Source organism: Massilia atriviolacea (genome assembly GCF_003953935.1).
GTDB lineage: Bacteria > Pseudomonadota > Gammaproteobacteria > Burkholderiales > Burkholderiaceae_D > Telluria_A > Telluria_A atriviolacea.
Genome location: NZ_RXLQ01000006.1, coordinates 19,598 through 35,670 on the forward strand (window position 1 = coordinate 19,598; position 16,073 = coordinate 35,670).

Sequence of the window (16,073 nt, forward strand, 5' to 3'; positions counted from 1 at the left end):
CGCCACGCCGCGCTCACGGGCTACCGGCCCACTGCCTGTGCAGCTCAGGGTCGCTGCGCAGTTCCCACAAGGCCAGCACGATGACGGCGATGCCCACGATGAGGCTATTGTTCATCATGGCGCCGCGGTCGGCCACGGCCGGCACCCACGGCGATACCGCCACCCACACCCCCGCAAGGAGATTGACGACGACGGCCCAGACGTAGGTTTTGTAGAGGTCGAACGCGGCGAGCACGGCGATGACCGCGCCCGCGATCCAGGCATTCATGGCCTGTGGCGAGTCACTGGGGTAGGCCAGTGCCCAGGGTGAGACGATCAGCCAGAGACCGAGCAGCAGGATCGCCTGATCCTGCCATCGTCTGGCAGCGGGGTGAATGTCCATATTGCCTCCTGAACGCGATGTCCGGCGCGCAAAATCGCTGCGCGGGAGCTGCGCCGTCACTCCCGGGCTACAGGGAGTTAGGCAGGCAAAGCCGGGAAAAGTTCACCCGGCGTGCTACGACAGATTCGGCGCCAGCCAGCGTTCGAGCTCGTCTTTCGGCACGCCGCGCCGCGCCGCCATATCGCCGACCTGGTCGTCGCCGATCTTGCCGACCACGAAATACTTCGATTCCGGATGGGCGAAATAGAATCCCGATACCGCCGCTCCCGGAAACATGGCGAACGATTCGGTCAATTCCATGCCGATCTCCTGCGCCTGCAGCACCCTGAACATATCGGCTTTCACCGTATGCTCCGGACAGGCCGGATAACCGGGCGCGGGACGGATACCGGCATAGCGCTCGGCGATCATGTCCTCATTCGACAGCTGCTCGCCCGCCGCATACCCCCACAAATCGGTGCGCACGCGTTCGTGCAGATATTCGGCGAAGGCTTCCGCCAGCCGGTCCGCCAGCGACTTGAGCATGATCGACGAATAATCGTCGTGCGCATCTTCGAACCGCTTTTCGTGTTTCTCGATTCCCAGCCCGCTGGTCACCGCGAACATGCCGATATAATCCTTGATGCCCGATGCCTTCGGCGCGATAAAATCGGCCAGGCACTGGTTCGGGCGCTGCACGCCGTCGACCAGCGGCTTGACGCCCTGCTGGCGCAAGCCGTAATACGTGAACGCCACGCTGCTGCGCGTGTCGTCGGTATAGACCTCGATATCGTCGTCGTTGACGCTATTGGCCGGCAGCAGGGACACCACCCCGTTGGCGCTCAGCCAGCGTCCTTCGATGATCTTCCTGAGCAGCGCCTGGCCTTCTTCGAACACCTTGCTGGCCGCTTCGCCCACCACCTCGTCGGTCAGGATGGCGGGGAAGGGGCCGGCCAGGTCCCAGGTCTGGAAGAACGGACCCCAGTCGATGTATCTGGCCAGGGTGCCCAGGTCGACGTTCCTGAATTCGCGCCGGCCGATGAATTTCGGGCGCACCGGGTCGAACGCCAGCGCCATCTTGTTGGCGCGCGCGGCGGCCAGGGGCAGGATCGGCAGCGCCTTCTTGTTGGCGTGCTGCTCGCGGATGCGCACGTAATCCTGGGCGATGTCGTCGATGTACTGGTCGCGGCTCTCGGGCGTGAGCAGCGACTGCGCCACCGACACCGAGCGCGAGGCGTCCGGCACGTACACCACCGGACCGTCGTAGTTGTGCGCGATTTTCACCGCCGTGTGGGCGCGGCTGGTGGTGGCGCCGCCGATCAGCAGCGGGATCTTGAGCATGCGGAAGTGCGGGTCGCGCTGCATTTCCTTGGCCACGTGCGCCATTTCTTCCAGCGACGGCGTGATCAGGCCGGACAGGCCGATCATGTCGGCGTTTTCGACCTTGGCGCGCGCCAGGATTTCGGAGCAGGGCACCATCACGCCCATGTTCACGACTTCGAAGTTATTACACTGCAGGACCACCGAGACGATGTTCTTGCCGATGTCGTGCACGTCGCCCTTGACGGTGGCGATGACGATCTTGCCCTTCGGTTTGGCGACGATGCCGGTGCGTTTTTCTTCGAGCAGTTTTTCTTCTTCGATGAAGGGAATCAGGTGGGCCACGGCCTGCTTCATCACGCGCGCCGACTTGACCACCTGCGGCAGGAACATCTTGCCTTGTCCGAACAGGTCGCCGACCACGTTCATGCCGTCCATCAGCGGGCCTTCGATCACGTGGATCGGGCGTCCGCCGTTGTGCAGCAGTTCCTGGCGCGCTTCTTCGGTGTCTTCCACGATCCACTGGGTGATGCCGTGCACCAGCGCGTGCGAGAGGCGCTGCTGCACCGTGCCTTCGCGCCAGGCCAGGGTCTGCACGTCCTGCTTGTCGCCGGCCTTGAGCGTGCCGGCGATCTCGATCATGCGTTCGGTGGCGTCCTCGCGCCGGTTCAGGACCACGTCTTCGACCCGTTCGCGCAGCTCGGGCGCGATGTCGTCGTACACGCCCATCATGCCGGCGTTGACGATCCCCATGGTCATGCCGGCCTTGATCGCGTGGTACAGGAACACGGTGTGGATCGCTTCGCGCGCCGGGTCGTTGCCGCGGAAGCTGAACGAGACGTTCGACACGCCGCCCGAAATCTTCGCGTGCGGCAGGTTCTCCTTGATCCAGCGCGTGGCGTCAATGAAGTCGACCGCGTAGTTATTGTGTTCTTCGATGCCGGTGGCGATGGCAAAGATGTTGGGGTCGAAGATGATGTCTTCCGGCGGGAAGCCCACCTGTTCGGTCAGCACCTTGTAGGCGCGCGCGCAGATCTCGGTCTTGCGGGCGAAGGTGTCGGCCTGGCCCTGCTCGTCGAAGGCCATCACGATCACGGCGGCGCCGTAGCGGCGGCACAGGTGCGCCTGGCGGATGAATTCTTCCTCGCCTTCCTTCATCGAGATCGAGTTGACGATGGCCTTGCCCTGCACGCACTTCAGGCCCGCTTCGATCACCGACCACTTGGACGAGTCGATCATGATCGGCACGCGCGAAATGTCCGGCTCCGAGGCGATCAGGTTCAGGAAGCGCTCCATGGCCGCCTTGGAGTCGAGCATCGCCTCGTCCATGTTGATGTCGATGACCTGGGCTCCGTTTTCCACCTGCTGGCGCGCCACCGACAGCGCTTCGTCGTACTGCTCGTTGAGGATCATGCGCGCGAAGGCCTTGGAGCCTGTCACGTTGGTGCGTTCGCCGACGTTGACGAACAGCGACTGTTGATCGATGGTGAACGGCTCCAGGCCGGACAGGCGCTGCGCCACCGGAATGACGGGGACTTCACGCGGGGTGGTGGCGGCCAGCATGTCGGCGATCGCCTTGATGTGGTCGGGCGTGGTGCCGCAGCAGCCGCCGGCGATGTTGATAAAGCCGCTGTCGGCGAATTCGCGCAGCAGCGAGGAGGTATCGGCCGGCAGTTCGTCGAAGCCGGTGTCGCTCATCGGGTTGGGCAGGCCGGCGTTCGGGTAGATGCAGACGAAGGTGTCGGCGATCTGCGACAGTTCTTCGGCGTAGGGGCGCATCAGGGCCGCGCCCAGCGCGCAGTTCAGGCCGATCGTCAGCGGTTTGGCGTGGCGCACCGAGTTCCAGAAGGCGGGCACGGTCTGGCCCGACAGGATCCGGCCCGAGGCGTCGGTGACGGTCCCGGAAATCATGATCGGCAGGCGCTCGATGGCGGGGTGTTCGTCGAAATACCGGTCGATCGCGAACAGGGCCGCCTTGCAGTTCAGGGTGTCGAAGATGGTTTCGACCAGCAGCACGTCGGAGCCGCCTTCGACCAGGCCGCCCACCTGCTGGTGGTAGGCCGCGACCAGCTGGTCGAAGGTGACGTTGCGCGCGGCCGGATCGTTCACGTCCGGCGAGATCGAGGCGGTCTTCGGGGTCGGCCCGAGCGCGCCGGCCACGAAACGCGGCTTGTCCGGGGTGCTGTACTTGTCGCAGGCGGCGCGCGCCAGTCTGGCGGCGGCCACGTTCATCTCGTAGGCCAGGTGGCCCATGTGATAGTCGTCCTGGGCGATGGTGGTGGCGCCGAAGGTGTTCGTTTCGATCAGGTCGGCGCCGGCCGCCAGGTAGCGCTCGTGGATTTCCTGGATCACCTGGGGCTGGGTCAGGGTCAGCAGTTCATTGTTGCCCTTGACGAACAGCTCGCGCGCGCCGCTGCCTGCCGGGGCGGCGAAATCGGCGAAGCGCCCGTCCGGGCCGCCGCGGTAGGCTGCCTCGTCCAGCTTGTACTGCTGGATGATGGTGCCCATCGCGCCATCGAGGATCATGATCCGGCGCGACAGGATGTCGCGCAGCCGGGTTTCAGTCGTGGACATGGCGGGATGGGCGGTAGTCATGGGTGTGCTTTCAATAGGCGGGTCGGAACCGGTCTGGACCGGGTCTAAAATTATACGTCATCGTGCCCTTTTGGTTTTCCAGGGCTTAATGATCAGTTCGCTTTGTATCGTTTTGTAATTAAATGCCGGCTTGATACAAGACGATACAAAATGTGTTGTGTCTGCAATCTTTGCGTTACATGCGAAGACGACAATCGCTTCGATGACGCCGCAGTGCGTCTTTACGGGGAACACATAATGAACGATGAATTTCAAACCAGCTGGTCCGAGCCAGCATCCATGCAGCAGGGTGACGCCAGCACCGTGCAGCGCCCACCGGCAGCCGCGCCGCTCAAGCAGATCGTCACGATCCGCCTCGATGTCGACATGCTGAAGTGGTTCAAGTCCGCAGGTCCGGGTTACCAGACCCGCATCAACCAGATCCTGCGTGAACATATGGAAGCGCAGCAAGCCGCGCAGGACGCGGCCCGGTAAGACGTCGCCAGGGCGGCTCAGTCCAGGCTGAGTCCGTCCAAAGGGAATCCCTTGAGAAACTCGGCCGCAGGCAGACGCTTGCCGCCGGGTTTTTGCAGTTCCGTCAGGCGTAAAGTGCCTTGCTTGCAGGCAACGATGATTCCGTGCTGGGCATCGGCCGCCAGTACCTGGCCCGGCGCCGCATCGCTACCGGCCTCGAGCGCCTCGGCGCCCCAGATCTTGATGGTCACCCCGTTCAGCTCGGCGTGCGCGCCGGGGAAGGGGTTGAAGGCGCGGATCTTGCGGCCCAGTTCGTTTGATGACAGCGAAAAATCGAGTGCGGCTTCTTCCTTGGCGATCTTGGCGGCGTAGGTCACGCCCGCTTCCGGCTGCGCCACCGGGTGCAGGGTGCCGGCGGCGCGCGCGCGCAGGGCGTCGACGATCATCCGTGCGCCGAGCGCGGCCAGGGTGTCGTGCAGGGTGGCGGTGGTGTCGGTTGGCAAGATCGGTACCCGTTCCATCAGCAGCATGGGGCCGGTGTCCAGGCCTTCTTCCATGTCCATGATGGTCACGCCGGTTTCCGTGTCGCCCGCTTCGATGGCGCGGTGGATCGGCGCGGCGCCGCGCCAGCGCGGCAGCAGGGAACCGTGGATATTGATGCAGGGCTTGATGTCGAGGGTGCTGCGCGGCAAGATCAAGCCATAGGCGGCGACCACCATTGCGTCGTAGTCGGTGGCCATCAGGCGCGCATGCGCGAAGGCGGCCTGGGCGGCGCGCTCGGGGTCCTTGCTGTCGAGGCGCAGGGAGAGCGGCTGCAACACCTCGATGCCGTGGGCTTGGGCGTATTGCTTGACGGCGGAGGCGTGCAGTTGCATGCCGCGTCCGGCGGGGCGGTCGGGCTGGGTCAGGACCAGCGGAATCCCGAAGCCGGCTTCATGCAGGGAGCGGAGGGCGACCGCGGCGAACTCCGGCGTGCCGGCGAAGATGATGTTCATGGGGTTCCTGGGTTAAAACGGTTCAAGGGACAAACGCACTGTGTTTCATCAGCAACGCTAAAAATCGACAACAACGCTAAACACCGACAATAACGCTAAAAACCGTCGTTCCCGCGAAGGCGGGAACCCAAGTTATCGGCACAGTCGGGAACTGCGCGACGGACTTGGGTTCCCGCCTGCGCGGGAACGACGGTTTCAGGTGCAGAGGCAGTGAAGGCTAGGCCAGCCTATCCGCCAAGGCCAATCAATGCCGGCGACCGGCCGCCCGCAATGCCGCTTCGCGCTCCATTCCGCGCTCTTCCTTGAGCATCTTGGCCTTGATCCGGTTGCGCTTGAGCGGCGACAGGTATTCCACGAACACCTTGCCCATCAAATGGTCCATCTCGTGCTGGATGCAGACCGCCATCAAGCCGTCGGCGCTCAGCTCGAACGGCTTGCCGTCCGCGTCCAGTGCGCTGACCTTGATCTGCGCGGGCCGCTCCACGCCGTCGTAGATGCCCGGCACCGACAGGCAGCCTTCGTCGTAAACTTGCTTCTCGGCACTTGCCCACACGATCTGCGGATTGATGAACACGCGCAGCTCGTCCTTGGTCTCGGAGATATCCACGATGAGCAGTTGCTCGTGCACGTCGACCTGGCTCGCGGCCAGGCCCACGCCAGGCGCGTCGTACATGGTCTCGGCCATGTCGGCCACCAGTTTCTTGATGCGTTCGCCGAATTCGGTGACCGGCTTGGCCACCTTGTGGAGACGCGCGTCCGGGTAGCGGAGAATATTCAGTATTGCCATAGGTCTAGTAATTTCGATAACAATTCGGTGATAATTTCAAGTGGTCACGCGCATAAGAATTCTAAAACACAACAAAAACACAACAGACCCGCAACCGGGTTGAGCATGGTTTTTCTTGCTAGTTCAAGGATTTATGTGCAGAATTTGATCCAGTTCGGCAAGCCTTATCATCGATATCGTCGATAGGGTAGCGTTAAATCGCGCTGTCTCTTGCGCTGTGGCTGGCAAGGTGACGTGTCCAGCTAGCAATTCCGTGTTAATGCCGCACTTTACGGACATCTCAATGAAAAATTTTAGCACAGTCGGCGTCCGCGTAGCGGTTGTGGCGCTTTTTGCGGGACTGCTCGCAGCCCCGACCCAAGCGGCCACCTGCGAATTCCGGCCCAATGCCCCTGACCAGCATCTGGTGGTCAAGGGTGATACCTTGTGGGACATTTCCGGCAAGTTTCTGCAGCACCCATGGTGCTGGCCCCAGGTATGGGGTTTGAACAAGGCGGAGATCCGCAATCCGCACTGGATTTATCCGGGTCAGATCGTCTATTTCGACCGCAAGAACAACCGCTTGTCGCTGTCCCGTCCGGGTAGCGGCGATGGCTCGGGCAGCGCCAACGGCACCTTGCGCCTGTCGCCCCAGATCCGTACCGAAGGCCTGGGCAAGGATGCGATCCAGGCCATCCCGGCCGGCGTGATCGAACCCTTCCTGTCGCAGCCCCTGATCGTCGAAGCCGGCGAGCTGAAGGGCTCGCCGCGCATCGCCGCGGCCGAAGATGGCCACGTCTACCTCGGCCAGGACGACAAGATTTACGTGCGCGGCGACCTGAAGGGCGGCAGCTCGTTCCAGGTCTTCCGTCCGGGCACCCCGCTCAAGGACCCGCAAACCGGCAAGCTGCTGGCCTATGAAGCGGTGTACCTCGGCACGGCCAAGCTGTTTGCCGAAGCCAAGCCGGGCGTCGATGCGCATACCTTCGTGGTGGCCAGTTCCAAGCAGGAAATCGGCGTAGGCGACCTGCTGATTCCGGCCCCGCCGACCGTCATGCGCAACTACATGCCGCATCCGCCCGATCAGAACGTCGATGCGCGCGTCGTGGGCGTGTATTCGGGCGTGACCCATGCCGGCCAGAACCAGGTGGTCAGCATTAATCGCGGTACGCTTGACGGAATCGATGTCGGCACCGTACTCCAGCTGTACACTCTGGGCAGAACGGTGCCCGACCCGGGTGCGCCACGCCGCGGCATCCTGGGCACCAAGAAGACGATGATCAAGTTGCCTGACGAGCAGTCCGGCACCCTGTTCATTTTCCGTGTGTTCAACCGTATTTCGTACGGCTTGATCATGCAGGTAACCGACCCGGTGAAAATCGGCGACGTGGCCCGATCACCGGAGTAATATCGCCGTGCAAGACACGGACCCCGCCAACCCCATCAGCCAGGCCGAGCGCCTGGCTGCCTGGGTACGCCTGGAACAGACCCCGGGCGTGGGGGCCGTGAGCGCGCAGCGCCTGCTGGAGCGCTTCGGCACGCCGCAATCCGTCTTTTCCGCTTCCCACCTGGCCCTGCGCGAGATCGTCTCCGACAGCGTCGCGCGCGCCCTGTGCGGGCCCATGCCCGATGCCTGCGCCGCCTGTCTCGACCGCATCGGCGACTGGCTGGCCGATCCCGCCCACCATCTCCTCACCCCCGACGACCCCGCTTTCCCGCCGCTGTTGCGCCAGCTGGCCATGCCGCCGCTGCTGCTGTACGCCGCCGGCCGCATGGAGCTGCTGTCGGCGCCGGCCGTGGCCGTCGTGGGCAGCCGCAACGCCACCACGCAGGGCGCGGCCAATGCGCGCGCCTTTGCCGGCGCCCTGAGCACGGCGGGCCTGACCATCGTCTCCGGCCTGGCGCTGGGGATCGATGCCGCCGCGCACGACGGCGGCTTGCGCGGTCCCGGCTCGACCGTGGCCGTGACCGGCACCGGCGCCGACCGCATCTATCCGCGCCGTAACGAGGCGCTGGCCCGGCGCATCGCGGAGGAGGGGTGCATCGTCAGCGAGTACCCGCTCGGCAGCGGCCCCCTTGCCGCTAACTTCCCGCGCCGCAACCGCCTGATCAGCGGCCTGTGCTGCGCCGTGCTGGTGGTCGAGGCGGCGGCCGATTCCGGCTCGCTGATCACCGCCCGTCTGGCGCTCGAGCAGGGCCGCGACGTGTTCGCCATCCCCGGTTCGATCCACGCGCCGCTGTCCAAGGGTTGCCACAGCCTGATCCGCGACGGCGCCACCCTGGTCGACTGCGTCGACGATATCCTGGTCCCGCTGCGCATCGCGCCGCTGGCGACCTTGCCGGTCCAGGCCGACAGCGCCGCGCTGTGCACCGGCGCGCAAGCCGCGCTGCTCGACGCGCTCGGCTACGAGCCGGTCGGCGCCGATGCGCTGGGCGCGCTCACCGGCCGAGATGCGGGCGCGCTGGCCGCAGCCTTGCTGGCGCTGGAACTTGCCGGCCATCTCGAACGATTGCCCGGCGGATTGTTTCAGCGCGTGAAGCGCTAGCCGAACGGCGGGTCGCGCCGCAAAGCGCGCGCGGGCGGGGCTTGTGTCGGAGCGAGCTTAACTGATAGAGTAGAGCCATGTTCGATATCCTGGTCTACCTTTACGAGACGTACTACCGCCCCGATGCCTGCCCCGAGCCGGCCGCGCTGGCGCGTAAGCTGTCCGCTGTCGGTTTCGACGATGTCGAGATTTCGGAAGCGCTCGTGTGGCTGACCGACCTGACCGAAATGGCCGGCGACGAGACCAGCCTGGCGTTCAGTTCGACCGGTACGCGCTTTTACGTGCAGCGCGAATACGATGCCCTCGGCAGTGCCGCGGTCGGCTTTATCCAGTTCCTCGAAAGCGCGGGCGTGCTCAGTCCCTTGCAGCGTGAAATCGTGATCGAACGCGCGCTGGCGCTGGAAGAATCGCCGGTGGGCCTCGGCAAGCTGAAGATCATCGTGCTGATGCTGTTGTGGAGCCAGGGCAAGGAACCGGACGCGCTGATGTTCGACGACCTGTTCGGCTCCGACGACGAACAAGCCCCCCGCCTGCTGCATTGAATCGGGCCGGCGCTGTCCGCAGGCGCCCGTTTTCCCTTCCACGCAACGCTTTTCCCCCGCTGACGGCACGATTGTGGCGTTTGGCATGCAGTGGCTACTTGCGGATTTCCCGACAACCCGCTTATCATTGGCCGCTCTATCGGGTTGTTATAATTTCGATATCAGCTTGGCAAAATACCGCCTGCTGCGGCTGAGATAGGCTCTTAGCATGTATGATGCGCGGGCCGAACCACTTAATATAGTACGACGAGAAAACCTATGACCAAAACCCTCATCATCGCCGAGAAGCCCTCCGTCGCGAACGATATCGCCAAGACGCTGGGCGGCTTCACCAAGCACGATGAGTACTTCGAATCGGACGAGTATGTCCTGTCGTCGGCCGTCGGCCACCTGCTCGAAATCGCGGTGCCGGAAGAGCACGACGTCAAGCGCGGCAAGTGGAGCTTTGCCCACCTGCCCATGATTCCCCCGTATTTCGCGCTCAATCCGATCGCCAAGACCGAGGCCCGTCTCAAGGTCTTGAACAAGCTGATCAAGCGCAAGGATGTCACCCAGCTCATCAACGCATGCGACGCCGGGCGCGAGGGCGAGCTGATTTTCCGCCTGATCGCGCAGAACGCCAAGGCCAAGCAGCCGGTCAAGCGCCTGTGGCTGCAATCGATGACGCCGGGCGCGATCCGCGACGGCTTTTCGAACCTGCGCAGCGACGAAGAAATGCTGCCGCTGGCCGACGCCGCGCGCTGCCGCTCCGAGGCGGACTGGCTGATCGGCATCAACGGTACCCGCGCCATGACCGCCTTTAATTCGAAGGAAGGCGGCTTCTACCTGACCACCGTGGGCCGCGTGCAGACGCCGACCCTGTCGATCGTGGTCGAGCGCGAAGACAAGATCAAGAAATTCGTTTCCCGCGATTACTGGGAAGTGCGCGCCGAGTTCGTGTGCGCCGCCGGCGTGTACGAAGGGCGCTGGCTGGACCAGTCCTTCAAGAAGGACGAGAACGACCCCGAGAAGCGCGCCGAGCGCCTGTGGAGCAAGGCGGCCGCCGACAGCATCGCCATGGCCTGCAAGGGCCGCCAGGGCAATGTGACGGAAGAATCGAAGCCGACCACCTCGATGGCGCCGGCCCTGTTCGACCTGACCAGCCTGCAGCGCGAAGCCAACGGCCGCTTCGGCTTTTCGGCCAAGAACACCTTGGGCCTGGCCCAGGCGCTGTACGAAAAGCACAAGGTGCTGACCTACCCGCGTACCGATTCGCGCCATTTGCCGGAAGACTACATCAACACCGTCAAGGACACCATGGTGAGCCTGGCGGAAAACAATAACTACCACCAGTTCGCCAAGCAGATCACCGACAAGGGCTGGGTCAAGCCGAACAAGCGCATCTTCGACAACACCAAGATTTCGGACCACTTCGCGATCATCCCGACCACCCTGGCGCCGAAGAACCTGTCGGAGCCGGAACAGAAGCTGTACGACCTGGTCACGCGCCGCTTCATGGCCGTGTTCTTCCCGCCGGCGGAATTCCAGGTCACCACCCGCTTTACCGACGTGTCCGGCCACCAGTTCAAGACCGAAGGCAAGGTCATGACCAATCCGGGCTGGCTGGCGATCTACGGCAAGGAAGCCTCGACCGACAGCGACAAGGACGACAACACCGGCGGCAATCTGGTTCCCGTGGCCAAGGGCGAAAAAGTGCACACCGAAAAAGTCACGCCGAACGCCCTGGTCACCAAGCCGCCCGCGCGCTACTCGGAAGCGACCCTGCTGTCCGCCATGGAAGGCGCCGGCAAGCTGATCGACGACGACGAACTGCGCGACGCCATGGCCGGCAAGGGCCTGGGCACGCCGGCGACGCGCGCGGCCATCATCGAAGGCTTGCTGGGCGAGCGCTACCTGCTGCGCGAAGGGCGCGAGCTGATGCCGACCGCCAAGGCATCCCAGCTGATGACCTTGCTGCGCGGCCTCGGCGTGAACGAACTGACCGCGCCGGAACTGACCGGCGAATGGGAATACAAGCTGTCGCAAATGGAGAAGGGCAAGATTTCGCGTGACGAGTTCATGCGCGAAATTGCCCAGATGACGCAGATCATCGTCAAGCGCGCCAAGGAATACAACAACGACACGATTCCGGGCGAGTACGCGACCCTGCACACGCCGTGTCCGAACTGCGGCGGCGTGGTCAAGGAAAACTACCGCCGTTTCGCCTGCACCAAATGCGAATTCAACATGAGCAAGACGCCTGGCAGCCGCCAGTTCGAGATTGCCGAAGTTGAAGAACTGCTGGAAAAACGCACGATCGGCCCGATGCAGGGCTTCCGCTCGAAGATGGGACGTCCGTTCGCCGCGATCCTGCGCATCGTGCGCGACGAAGAGATCAAGAACTTCAAGCTGGAATTCGATTTCGGCCAGAACGACGATGGCGGCGAAGATGGCGAAGGCGTCGACTTCACCGGCCAGACCGCGCTCGGCCCGTGCCCGAAATGCACCGGCGGCGTCTACGAAATGGGCCTGGCGTATGTGTGCGAGCACAGCGTGGCCAAGCCGAAGACCTGCGACTTCCGCAGCGGCCGCATCATCCTGCAGCAGGAGATTTTGCCCGAGCAGATGGTCAAGCTGCTCAACGACGGCAAGACCGACCTGATGCCGGGCTTCGTGTCGCAGCGTACGCGTCGTCCGTTCAAGGCTTTCCTGGTCAAGGGCAAGGACGGCAAGATCAGCTTCGAGTTCGAAGAACGCAAGGCCAAAGCGCCGGCCAAGGGCAAGGCTGCGGCGGTAGCCGATCCGGAAGGCGGCGACGAGGCGGCACCGGCCACGGCCAAGAAAGCCGCGCCAGCCAAGAAAGCGGCGGCCAAGAAGGCGCCGGCGAAAAAGGCGGCCGCCAAGAAACCGGCTGCGAAGAAAGCCGCTGTCAAGAAGGCCGCTAGCGAGGAATAATCCGCCGCGCCGCGATCGACAGGAAGAGGTGGTCACAGTCTGTGGCCACCTCTTTTTTTTTGCGGGATAGGGACAGGGAAGGGCGAGCAGATGCAACCAGCTTGCATTAATAAACGATAATGCATTATCATTATCGGCTCTGTCCGCGTTTTTCCCGTATCCTGGAGCCGTCATCTTGCCATCCGTATTGCGCCTTCCCCGGCCGCCCGCACTGTCTCTGCGCCCGGTTCACCGTGCCGTCCTGCTGATCTGCGCGCTGGGAAGCGCCGCGCCCGCCAACGCCGCCGCCGACCTGCCTGCGCCTGCGGGCGACACCCAGGTCGTGGAAATCAGGGGCAGCAAGGAGGACGACGGGCGCGCCGCCGCCAGCGCCAGGGCGCGCGCCTTGCCCGGCACCGTCAGCGCCATCACGGCGCAGGAGATCGCCACACTCAATCTGGGGCGCGACATTTCCAACATCTTCCGGCGCGTGCCGGGCGTGGTCGCCAACAACATCGACCAGGGCGACACCGGCAACGGCTTTCGCATGCGCGGCTTCGCCACCCAGGGCACGCACGGCGCCGACACCGCCATCAGCATCGATGGCGTGCCGCAGAATATCCCGTCGAGCCAGGGCGGGGCCGGCCACGGACCGGCCTTCCTCGAATGGATGAGCGCCGACATGATCGACACCGTCGACGTCGTCAAAGGCCCGGTATCGGCCCTGTACGGCGACCAGAACCGGGCCGGCTCGGTGTTCATCGCCACGCGCGAGGGCGGCGCCGCCACCCCGTCCAGCGCCGCGCTCACGCTCGACAGCCACGGCGGCCGGCGCGGCTCGCTGACCCTGTCGGGCGAGTATGCGAACGTTCGCTCGCTGCTGGTGGCGGAGCGCTACCGCAGCGATGGCTTCCGCCACGGCGGCGGCAACGACCGCGAGAACCTGTTCTGGAAGCTGTCGACCACGATCGGCGATGGTCTCTACAGCCTGCGCGCCAGCTACTACCGCTCGGACTACGCGGGCGCCGGCTACCTGTCGCTGCCGGCCTTGCAGGCCGGGCTCGATCCGCATTCGGTCCAGTTCAACCTGCCCGGCTTCGGCGCCGCGCAGCGCACCTCGCTGGTGTTCAAGCGCGCACCCGCGCGCGGGGAGGCCGGCTGGTTCGCTACCGTGTATGCGGAAGACTTCGAACGCAGCCGCGCCATCGCCACCAGCGCCAGCGGCCACACCTTCGGCTACGACGATCGCAGCATCGGCGGCGCGCGCGCCGGCCATACCTGGGTCGTCGGCGACCGTGCGGTGCTGACCGTGGGCGCCGACACGCGCAGGGACAAGGGCGACGCGCTGCGCCGCCAGTACCTGCTGCGCCAGCCGACCGCCAACTACGTCAACAACCAGCAGCTCGACCTGCTCACCTACGGCGCCTTCGTGCAGGGCCAGTACCGCATCCTGCCGACGGTGAAGCTGCATGCCGGCGCGCGTTACGACCGCTTCGACTACGACCTGGTGAACCGCAAGCTGCCCGCCGCCTCGACCGGCTACGAGGGCTCGGTGCTCACGCCGAAATACGGCGCCATCTGGACCGTGCTGCCCGACCTGGAGCTGTTCGCCAATGTCGCCCAGGGCTTGCGCTCGCCGGCTGCGGAGCAGATCAGCGCGAGCGGCAGCCCTGGCCCGCTCGGCGCCGCCGGCGGCAGGGTCAACGCGGCCATCGATCCGAGCAAGGTGCGCTCGCACGACATCGGCTTGAATGCGAAAGTGGCGGGCGGCTGGCGCCTCGCCGGCGCGCTGTACGCGATCGGCAACGACGACGACATCGTCAACAGCGCGCCCGACGTCTTTGTCGCATCGGGCCAGACCACGCGCCGGGGCCTGGAAGTGGATGTGCGCTACCAGCCGGACAACACCTTCAGCGCTTCGCTGAGCTACGGCCGCATCCTGCGCGCGCGGCTCGACAACCCGGCCCCCGGCGCGGGCGCGCTGCTGTCGGTGCCGGCGCATACCTGGAAGGCGGGCGCGCAGCACCGCAGCGTGATCGGTGCGGGCAGGCTGACCGTCAACGGCGACGTGTACGTCAGCGCGCGCAATCCGTATTACAGCGGCACGCCATCGGTGCGGCGCGACATGCCGACCTTCGTGCGCTACGACGTCAAGGCGAGCTACGATATCGGCAGGTTCCAGGGTGCGCTGTTCGCCACCTTGCAGCCGCACCGGTTCGCCAGCGACATCGCCTACGGCACTGCCGCCGGCCTGCTGGTGTCGACCGTGCCGCGCGCGCAGGGCGGGGCGTCGCTGCGCTACTTCTTCTGATCGGCGCTTCGGACAGGGACGGGAACGCGCGCGCCGGGTGCGTTGTCTGCTGCGCGTACATCAGGCCATAGCGCACCGCCAGCATGCCGCCGCCGTCGCGCTGGGCCGCAGCGCTTACGGCGATTCGCCCGCAAACGACTGGCGCTCGCGCAGCGTATCGAGCTCGCGCGCCAGGTTCTCCTGCGCGCGTTCGTTGTACAGGTCCGCGAAATACGCATCCGGATACAGCGTGCCCGCCCTGGCCTGGGCATGAAAATGCGCCAGGATGCGTTCGCGCCCGGCGAGATAGTCCGCCTCTTCGATGTGCCGGTATTCGGCCCGCACCGCGCGCGCATAGCCGTCGTACACATCGGGCGCCTGGCCGAGGATCGCCAGGTCCACGCCCTGCATCACGTCCTGCAGCGCATGGCGCGCCGCCGCCGGCGCCAGATGCTCGGTGGCGCGAATCAGGGCAGCCACCTCGCCGGCCGCCGCGCCGCTGTCGAGAGCGGACGAAAGCCACAGCTGCGCGCTCTGTTCTTCGTTCGATCCGCTGCCGCTGCCGCCGCCGTACACCGCATCGTGGAACCAGAACGCCTTTTTCAGCATCGCCATCTGCGCCGCACCGGCGCCGGCGTTGGCCGCCCACACCGTGATCTCGGTCAGGCCGTGCACCAGGTGATCGAGGTTGTGATACGGCCGTGCCTCGGCACCGTAGGCGCTCTCGCCGGTCAGGCGCGCGAACCAGGCGCCGGCGTTGGCGTCATCGGCCGGCCACAGGCTGTCCCATTCCTTGCGCAGCCAGTCCAGGATCCAGGCGGCGTAGGCCGGCGCCGGCATGAACTGGCGCGTGGTCCAGTGCCAGCCGACCGGTCCCTGCAAGCCGCGCACGAAACTCGAACTGACCGAGCCCAGGTCGCGCGGCGGCATCACGAACAGCGTTTTGGCGCCGTGCAGCACGTCGACGTTGGCTTGCTGGATCAGGTTCTCGTAATCGAAGTCCGAGGTGTTGCGGATGCCCCGGATCAGGAAGTCGATGCCCAGCCGCTTGGCCGCGCGCGCCGTGTAGTCGCCGCGCACCAGCACCACGCTGACATTGGTCCAGCCCTGCGCGGCCACGCTGCGTTCGACGATGTCCTTGCGCGAGGCGGCGTGGAACTGCGGCTTCTTGAACGGGTTTTCGGAGATCAGGACGACGACTTCGTCGGCCAGTTCGCGCGCTTCGCCGATCACCCACAGGTGGCCGTTGGTGATCGGATCGAGCGTGCCGGAGAAGGCGATTTTTTTCAAGG

11 protein-coding genes are annotated in these 16,073 nt (G+C 64.9%); 6 read left to right on the plus strand and 5 right to left on the minus strand.

Annotated features, from left to right (window positions below):
- Window positions 1–13 precede the first annotated feature (13 nt).
- Together EJB06_RS12375 and metH are read right to left on the minus strand one after the other, a co-directional pair.
- Entirely contained in the window at window positions 14–382 is a 369-nt protein-coding gene (locus EJB06_RS12375) for an SPW repeat protein (RefSeq protein ID WP_126074344.1), read from the minus strand.
- A 114-nt stretch (window positions 383–496) separates the two neighbouring features.
- Complete coding sequence (metH, locus tag EJB06_RS12380) at window positions 497–4,255, minus strand: methionine synthase (RefSeq protein WP_126074642.1); 3,759 nt, start codon at window positions 4,253–4,255, stop codon at window positions 497–499.
- A 258-nt stretch (window positions 4,256–4,513) separates the two neighbouring features.
- On the opposite strand from metH, the gene EJB06_RS12385 reads away from it, so the two are divergent.
- Window positions 4,514–4,750 carry a BrnA antitoxin family protein gene (locus EJB06_RS12385; RefSeq protein WP_126074345.1) on the plus strand — a complete coding sequence of 79 codons (237 nt, stop codon included), beginning with the start codon at window positions 4,514–4,516 and terminating at the stop codon, window positions 4,748–4,750.
- Between the two features lie 17 nt (window positions 4,751–4,767).
- On the opposite strand, the gene fmt is transcribed toward EJB06_RS12385, so the two are convergent.
- The gene (gene fmt, locus EJB06_RS12390) at window positions 4,768–5,724 is read right to left on the minus strand and encodes a methionyl-tRNA formyltransferase (protein ID WP_126074346.1); all 957 of its coding nucleotides are present in this window, start codon (window positions 5,722–5,724) and stop codon (window positions 4,768–4,770) included.
- 244 nt (window positions 5,725–5,968) lie between these two features.
- Window positions 5,969–6,511, minus strand: a complete 543-nt coding sequence (gene def, locus EJB06_RS12395; RefSeq protein WP_126074347.1) for a peptide deformylase — start codon at window positions 6,509–6,511, stop codon at window positions 5,969–5,971.
- A gap of 283 nt (window positions 6,512–6,794) precedes the next feature.
- Here def and EJB06_RS12400 point away from each other — a divergent pair, with 283 nt between their 5' ends.
- From EJB06_RS12400 to EJB06_RS12420, 5 genes are all read left to right on the plus strand, one after another.
- Window positions 6,795–7,898, plus strand: a complete 1,104-nt coding sequence (locus tag EJB06_RS12400; protein ID WP_126074348.1) for a LysM peptidoglycan-binding domain-containing protein — start codon at window positions 6,795–6,797, stop codon at window positions 7,896–7,898.
- A gap of 7 nt (window positions 7,899–7,905) precedes the next feature.
- The gene (gene dprA, locus EJB06_RS12405; protein ID WP_126074349.1) at window positions 7,906–9,036 is read left to right on the plus strand and encodes a DNA-processing protein DprA; all 1,131 of its coding nucleotides are present in this window, start codon (window positions 7,906–7,908) and stop codon (window positions 9,034–9,036) included.
- A gap of 77 nt (window positions 9,037–9,113) precedes the next feature.
- Complete coding sequence (locus tag EJB06_RS12410; protein WP_126074350.1) at window positions 9,114–9,578, plus strand: Smg family protein; 465 nt, start codon at window positions 9,114–9,116, stop codon at window positions 9,576–9,578.
- A gap of 258 nt (window positions 9,579–9,836) precedes the next feature.
- Window positions 9,837–12,512: a DNA topoisomerase III gene (locus EJB06_RS12415; protein WP_126074351.1), complete on the plus strand. Its 2,676-nt coding sequence runs from the start codon at window positions 9,837–9,839 to the stop codon at window positions 12,510–12,512.
- A gap of 175 nt (window positions 12,513–12,687) precedes the next feature.
- Window positions 12,688–14,802 carry a TonB-dependent receptor gene (locus tag EJB06_RS12420; protein ID WP_229427050.1) on the plus strand — a complete coding sequence of 705 codons (2,115 nt, stop codon included), beginning with the start codon at window positions 12,688–12,690 and terminating at the stop codon, window positions 14,800–14,802.
- 114 nt (window positions 14,803–14,916) lie between these two features.
- Here the strand turns inward: EJB06_RS12420 and coaD are convergent, their stop codons facing one another.
- Entirely contained in the window at window positions 14,917–16,071 is a 1,155-nt protein-coding gene (coaD, locus tag EJB06_RS12425; protein ID WP_126074353.1) for a pantetheine-phosphate adenylyltransferase, read from the minus strand.
- Window positions 16,072–16,073: the final 2 nt, after the last annotated feature.

What these genes read in the sequence shown, in the direction of transcription:
- def (WP_126074347.1), bottom strand. Translation starts at nt 6,511, where the DNA reads ATGGCAATACTGAATATTCTCCGCTACCCGGACGCGCGTCTCCACAAG.
- EJB06_RS12385 (WP_126074345.1), top strand. Translation starts at nt 4,514, where the DNA reads ATGAACGATGAATTTCAAACCAGCTGGTCCGAGCCAGCATCCATGCAG.
- fmt (WP_126074346.1), bottom strand. Translation starts at nt 5,724, where the DNA reads ATGAACATCATCTTCGCCGGCACGCCGGAGTTCGCCGCGGTCGCCCTC.
- EJB06_RS12375 (WP_126074344.1), bottom strand. Translation starts at nt 382, where the DNA reads ATGGACATTCACCCCGCTGCCAGACGATGGCAGGATCAGGCGATCCTG.
- EJB06_RS12400 (WP_126074348.1), top strand. Translation starts at nt 6,795, where the DNA reads ATGAAAAATTTTAGCACAGTCGGCGTCCGCGTAGCGGTTGTGGCGCTT.
- EJB06_RS12410 (WP_126074350.1), top strand. Translation starts at nt 9,114, where the DNA reads ATGTTCGATATCCTGGTCTACCTTTACGAGACGTACTACCGCCCCGAT.
- EJB06_RS12415 (WP_126074351.1), top strand. Translation starts at nt 9,837, where the DNA reads ATGACCAAAACCCTCATCATCGCCGAGAAGCCCTCCGTCGCGAACGAT.
- metH (WP_126074642.1), bottom strand. Translation starts at nt 4,255, where the DNA reads ATGTCCACGACTGAAACCCGGCTGCGCGACATCCTGTCGCGCCGGATC.